General features: G+C 76.1%; 6 protein-coding genes and 1 pseudogene. 6 read left to right on the top strand and 1 reads right to left on the bottom strand.

The window, feature by feature from the left end:
* The 5 genes and pseudogenes from PSR1_RS21610 to PSR1_RS21590 all read left to right on the top strand — a co-directional run.
* Positions 1 to 380, top strand: a pseudogene (locus PSR1_RS21610) (APC family permease); the annotation flags it as partial.
* A gap of 120 nt (positions 381 to 500) precedes the next feature.
* Positions 501 to 1,973 carry a M48 family metalloprotease gene (locus tag PSR1_RS21605; protein ID WP_059439418.1) on the top strand — a complete coding sequence of 491 codons (1,473 nt, stop codon included), beginning with the start codon at positions 501 to 503 and terminating at the stop codon, positions 1,971 to 1,973.
* Between the two features lie 102 nt (positions 1,974 to 2,075).
* The gene (locus tag PSR1_RS21600) at positions 2,076 to 2,381 is read left to right on the top strand and encodes a ubiquitin carboxyl-terminal hydrolase 14 (RefSeq protein ID WP_059439417.1); all 306 of its coding nucleotides are present in this window, start codon (positions 2,076 to 2,078) and stop codon (positions 2,379 to 2,381) included.
* Positions 2,382 to 2,455: 74 nt separating this feature from the next.
* Complete coding sequence (locus tag PSR1_RS21595; RefSeq protein WP_059439416.1) at positions 2,456 to 3,019, top strand: flavin reductase family protein; 564 nt, start codon at positions 2,456 to 2,458, stop codon at positions 3,017 to 3,019.
* 162 nt (positions 3,020 to 3,181) lie between these two features.
* On the top strand, positions 3,182 to 3,589 hold the full coding sequence (locus PSR1_RS21590) for a hypothetical protein (protein ID WP_059439415.1): 408 nt from the start codon (positions 3,182 to 3,184) through the stop codon (positions 3,587 to 3,589).
* A gap of 72 nt (positions 3,590 to 3,661) precedes the next feature.
* Here PSR1_RS21590 and PSR1_RS21585 read toward each other — a convergent pair whose 3' ends face one another.
* Complete coding sequence (locus PSR1_RS21585; RefSeq protein WP_011420046.1) at positions 3,662 to 3,865, bottom strand: cold-shock protein; 204 nt, start codon at positions 3,863 to 3,865, stop codon at positions 3,662 to 3,664.
* A 266-nt stretch (positions 3,866 to 4,131) separates the two neighbouring features.
* On the opposite strand from PSR1_RS21585, the gene PSR1_RS21580 reads away from it, so the two are divergent.
* Entirely contained in the window at positions 4,132 to 5,055 is a 924-nt protein-coding gene (locus PSR1_RS21580) for a metallophosphoesterase (protein ID WP_059439414.1), read from the top strand.
* The last annotated feature ends 136 nt before the right edge of the window (positions 5,056 to 5,191 follow it).

Genomic DNA, 5,191 nt, shown 5'->3' with positions numbered 1-5,191 from the left:
CGGCGGGCCTGGGCGGCGTCATCCTGGCCGGCGCGTCGCTGGTGGACGCGGACGCGGTCCAGGGCGAGGAGCGGCTCCGCGCCCGCGAGCGCGAGCGCCGGCAGGAGCTGGAGGCCGTCGCCGAGGACGTGCGGCGCGCGGGGCTGCCGGCGGCGGTCGCGCTGCGCCGCGGCGCCGACCTGCTCGACACCACCGCCGCGCTCGTGGCCGAGCTCATGCGGGATCGACCGGCGCCCAGCGTGGTGGTCGGGTTCCGATCGCTGCCCGACGGCGCGGCGGTGGATCCGCTGCTGCGCGAGGACTTCGCGGTCCGGCTGCAGGCGCGGCTGCAGCGCGCGGGGATCCCGATGGTCGTCGTCTCGGTGCCGCTGGAGGCGTGAGGCGCGGGGTCGCCCGGTCGCCTCGCGAGCGCCCGCCGGTCGATCCCGGGGCAGGCGCCGGTGACTACCCTGTAGGCCGCGGGGCGCGAAGGCGGCGGCCTCGCGGAGGGGGGAACCGCCATGCGGCGTGCCATCGCCCTGGCGCGACGCCGCAGCACGAGGGCCGCCGCGTGCGCGGCGCTGGTCCTCGCCGCGGCGTGCGCCCGCAACCCGGCCACCGGCGAGCGGCAGCTCTCGCTCGTCTCCAAGGACCAGGAGATCGCGCTCGGGAAGCAGGCGGCCGAGCAGGTCCGCGAGACCATGGGCCGGTACGACGACCCGGAGCTGCAGGCCTACGTCGAGCGGGTCGGGATGCGCATCGCGAAGGGGTCCGAGCGGCCCGAGCTCCCCTGGAGCTTCACCGTCATCGACGATCCGGCCGTGAACGCGTTCGCGCTGCCGGGCGGGCCCGTGTTCGTGACCCGCGGCCTGCTCACCTACCTGACCTCGGAGGCGGAGCTGGCCGCGGTGCTCGGCCACGAGATCGGCCACATCACCGCCCGTCACTCCGTCGAGCAGCTCTCGAAGGCGCAGCTGGCGCAGGTGGGGCTCGGCGTCGGCATGGTGGTGAGCGAGGACCTCCGCCGCTTCGGCCAGGTGGCCGGGGCCGGGATGCAGCTCCTCTTCCTCAAGTTCGGCCGCGACGACGAGCGCCAGGCCGACGCGCTCGGGTTCCGCTACATGGTCGAGCAGCGGTACGACCCGCGCCAGATGGCGGCGGTGTTCCGCACGCTGGAGGCGGTGTCGGCGCGGGAGGGCGGGGGTCGGGTGCCCGGCTGGCTCTCCACCCACCCGGATCCGGGCGACCGCGCCGAGACCGCGGCGAAGCGGGCGGCGAAGATCGAGGCCCCGGACCGGATGGAGGTGGACCGCGAGCAGTACCTGGCGAAGGTGGACGACGTCGTGTTCGGCGAGGATCCGCGCCAGGGCTACCTGAAGGGCGACACGTTCGTGCACCCGCAGCTCGGGTTCCAGCTCACGCTGCCGCAGGGGTGGAAGGCGCAGAACACGGCCGCGGCGCTCGTCGCGGTCAGCCCTCGGCAGGACGCGGCGCTCCAGCTCACCGCCGCCGGCAAGGCGTCGCCGGAGGAGGCGGTGCAGCGGTTCTTCTCGCAGCAGGGCGTGCGCCCGGTCCAGGCAGCGCCGCCGCCCGTGCCGCACGGCGGCGCGGCGCGCTGGTTCGAGGCCGCCACCGAGCAGGGGAACGTGGGCGGCGTGGTCGCGTTCGTGCCGGCGGGCGGCACCACGCTGCAGATCGTGGAGTACGCGCCGGCCGAGCGGCTCCAGGCCGCGGCGGACACCTTCCAGCGCGTGCTCGCGAGCTTCGGCCCGGTGACCGATCCGGCCGCGCGCGCGGTGCAGCCGGCCCGCCTCGACGTGGTGAAGGTGCCGCGCGACATGTCGCTCGCCGACTTCGCGCGCGAGTTCCCCTCGACCGCGCCGCCCGAGGTGCTCGCGGCCCTGAACGGCGTCGCGCCCGGGGGGACGCTGCGCGCGGGCCAGGCGGCGAAGCGGGTGGTCGGCGGCAGCCCGGAGCTGGTGTCCGGGCGCTGAGAGGGCCGGGGCGGGCGCGTCCTGGGAGGGCCTTGATCCGGCGCGGCCGCCGCGGCAACGGAGCCGCGGCGCCGGAGCGCGCGGCGCGAGAGGAGCGAGATCATGTGCGAGCACCTGGAGGCGGCGGGGAGGCGGCGGGCGGCCGTGCAGCCGCGGACGCAGGGCTGCGAGGAGTGCCTCGCGTCCGGCGACCGCTGGGTCCAGCTCCGGCTCTGCCTCACCTGCGGGCACGTGGGCTGCTGCGACAGCTCGCCGAACCGGCACGCCACCCGGCACTTCCACGAGACCGACCACCCGGTGGTGCGCTCGTTCGAGCCGAGCGCGGACTGGGCGTGGTGCTACGTGGACGAGGAGATGGCCCAGGGCGTGCGCGGGTTCCCGGCGGAGTCGCCGGCCGGGCACCCCTGACGCGGGGTGCGCGGAGACGCCGTCGCGGTCGCATGCCGCGCGCCGGCCCTGGCCGGCGGGCGTATGCGTGAGCGATGCCCGCCCGATCCGCGCGGCCCGCCACGCGCAAGGTCCGCCTCCCGCTCGCGGAGGTCTACCGGCTGCTCGAGCCCGGCCCGGTGGTGCTCGTCACCACCGGCGGCCCGGGCCGCCCCGACGTCATGACCATGTCCTGGCTGACGATGATGGAGTTCGAGCCGCCGCGGGTCGGGTGCGTGATCAGCGATCGCAACCACACGTTCGGCCGGCTCGTCGCCACCCGCGAGTGCGTGATCAACGTCCCGACCGTGGAGCTGGCCCGGCAGGTGGTCGGGTGCGGCAACGTCTCCGGCCGCCGGGTGGACAAGCTCCGGCGCTTCGGCCTCACCGCGGTCGCCGCGTCGAAGGTGGGCGCGCCGCTCCTGGAGGAGTGCTGGGCCAGCCTGGAGTGCAGGATCGCCGACGACCGGCTGGTGGAGGAGTACGGGTTCTTCGTGCTCGAGGTGGTGGCCGCGTGGATCGACCGCGCGCGCAAGGACCCCCGCACGCTCCACCACCGCGGGCGGGGCGTGTTCGCGGTGGACGGCGAGCTCCTGAAGCTCCCGTCGCGCAAGAAGTGATCCGCCCGCACCCGAGGCGCGGGCGGCGCGCCGCCCGTCCGCCCGGCCCCTTCGCTTGCCGCCGCGAAGGGGCGGCCGCAGGCTCAAGGGTGCTCCGGGCAGCCGCCGGGGGGGACGCCATCCGCGTCCCCCGCGCGGCAGCGGGGCGGAAGGAGACGGCACATGCCGGAGAAGGCGACGGAGCGGCGGGCGAAGGCGGCCCTGCGCCGGGGGAAGAAGCCCACCACCGCGGCGGGCGAGTACGTGCGCGAGGAGATCGAGCACGTGCGCCGCGGCAAGCACGGCGCGCGTTCCACGAAGCAGGCCATCGCGATCGGGCTCTCGAAGGCGCGCCGCGCGGGCATCCCGCTGAAGCCGCCGAAGAAGGGGCAGGCGTCGCGGCGGACCCGCCGCTCGGCCGAGGCGGCCTACGAGGTCGGGCAGCGGAAGCGGAAGCCGCGCGCGCCGTCGCGCCGGCGGAGCGCCGCCTCGAAGGGCGCGCTGAAGCGGGAGGGCAAGTCCGCCGCGTCCCGGCGCGCGCTCTCGTCGCAGGCGCGGCGCTCGGCGTCCCGGCGCCGGTCGCGGCGCTGATCGGGAGCCCGAAACGAAGAAGCCCGGCCGAAGGGCCGGGCTTCTCGCGTCGACGGAGCGACGGATGCGCGGTTAGATCGCGCGGACGTTCGCCGCCTGCAGGCCCTTCGGGCCACGCGTCACGTCGAACTCGACCTTCTGCCCCTCGGCGAGCGTGCGGAAGCCGTCGGCCTGGATGGCAGTGTGGTGGCAGAACACGTCGTCCCCGCCGCCGTCCTGCGTGATGAAGCCGAAGCCCTTCGCATCGTTGAACCACTTCACGGTACCGGTAGCCATTACTGTGTAGACTCGTTTCTTCTCAATTTTCGCGGGCGATGAAGAACCGCCCGGTCCCCGCCTGGAGTTGGGATGGGGAGCCGCGTGTGTACACTTTATCCTGCGTAAAGTCGAGCCTCCTCTTTCGCGCGCCGGGCCCGAGCCCCATGCTGGGGGGGGCGCGCGGCGGCGTGACCTGCACATCCCGTCGCATCCCCGACCGAGATCGGGCCTGTCCCTCCACCCCCGGCTGGAAGCGGGCGGCGCGCTGCGGGAGGCTTCGGGAGGTGCTCCGGATCGCCCACCTCTCCGACCTGCACGTGCTCTCGCCCCGCGGGACCGAGTGGCGGCGCGTCCTCTTCAACAAGCGCATCACCGGCTACGTCAACCTGCTCCGCCAGCGCGGGCGCGTGTACCGGCGCGAGTACCTCGCCGCGGTGCTCGCGGCCGCCGCGGCGCACGCCGATCACGTGGTGGTGACCGGCGACATCACCAACCTCGCCCTGGAGCGCGAGCTGGAGGAGGCGCGCGCGCTGCTGGACGGGGTGGCGCGCGCGGTCGAGGTGACGGTGGTCCCGGGGAACCACGACGTCTACCTGCCGTCGATCCAGGACGGGCGCCGCTTCCCGCACCACTTCGGCGCGTTCCTGCGCGGCGACCTCCCCGGCCTCGCCCGCGACCTCCCGGCCGGCCCGTTCCCGTGCGTGAAGCTGCGCGGCCCGGCGGCCATCATCGGGCTCTCGAGCGCGGTGCCCCGCCCGCCGTTCGTGGCGAGCGGCCGCCTGGGCGAGGCGCAGCTCGCGGCGCTCGAGGCGGTGCTCGCCCACCCCGAGGTGGCGCGGCGCACGCCGGTGGTGCTGGTCCACCACCCGCCGGTGGACGGGAGGATCCGGGCGCTCCGGCTCCGCGACGGGCTGGTGGACGCGGACCGGCTGCGCGCGGTGCTCTCGCGGCTCGGCCGCGGGCTGGTGCTGTTCGGGCACCTGCACGCGCGGGTGCGGTGGCGCCTGCCCACCGCCGCCGGCGCGCTCCAGGTGATCGGCGCGAGCGGCGCCGCGCTCGACCACCCGCACCCGCGCGTCCGCGCGGGCTTCAACGCGTACGAGCTCCGGGACGACGGGAGCCTGGCGGCGGTCGAGGCGCACGTGGTCGCGCCCGACGGGCGCTCGGTGGAGCGGGTGCCGCTGCCGCAGGCGGAGGCGGGCGCATGAGGTACCGCCGCGTGCTCGCGCTGGTGGAGCAGGGCGCCGACGCCGGCCCGGCGCTCGGGGCCGTCCGCGCGCTCGCGCCGGCTGCGGAGTCGCTGGGCGTGGTGGCGTGCCCGCCGCCGCGGCCGCGCCCGTGGCT

It is taken from the genome of Anaeromyxobacter sp. PSR-1, from assembly GCF_000964525.1.
In the GTDB taxonomy this organism is placed as follows: domain Bacteria; phylum Myxococcota; class Myxococcia; order Myxococcales; family Anaeromyxobacteraceae; genus Anaeromyxobacter.
Note: the sequence above shows the minus strand (reverse complement) of the source record. Positions and strands in the feature narration are given on the sequence as shown.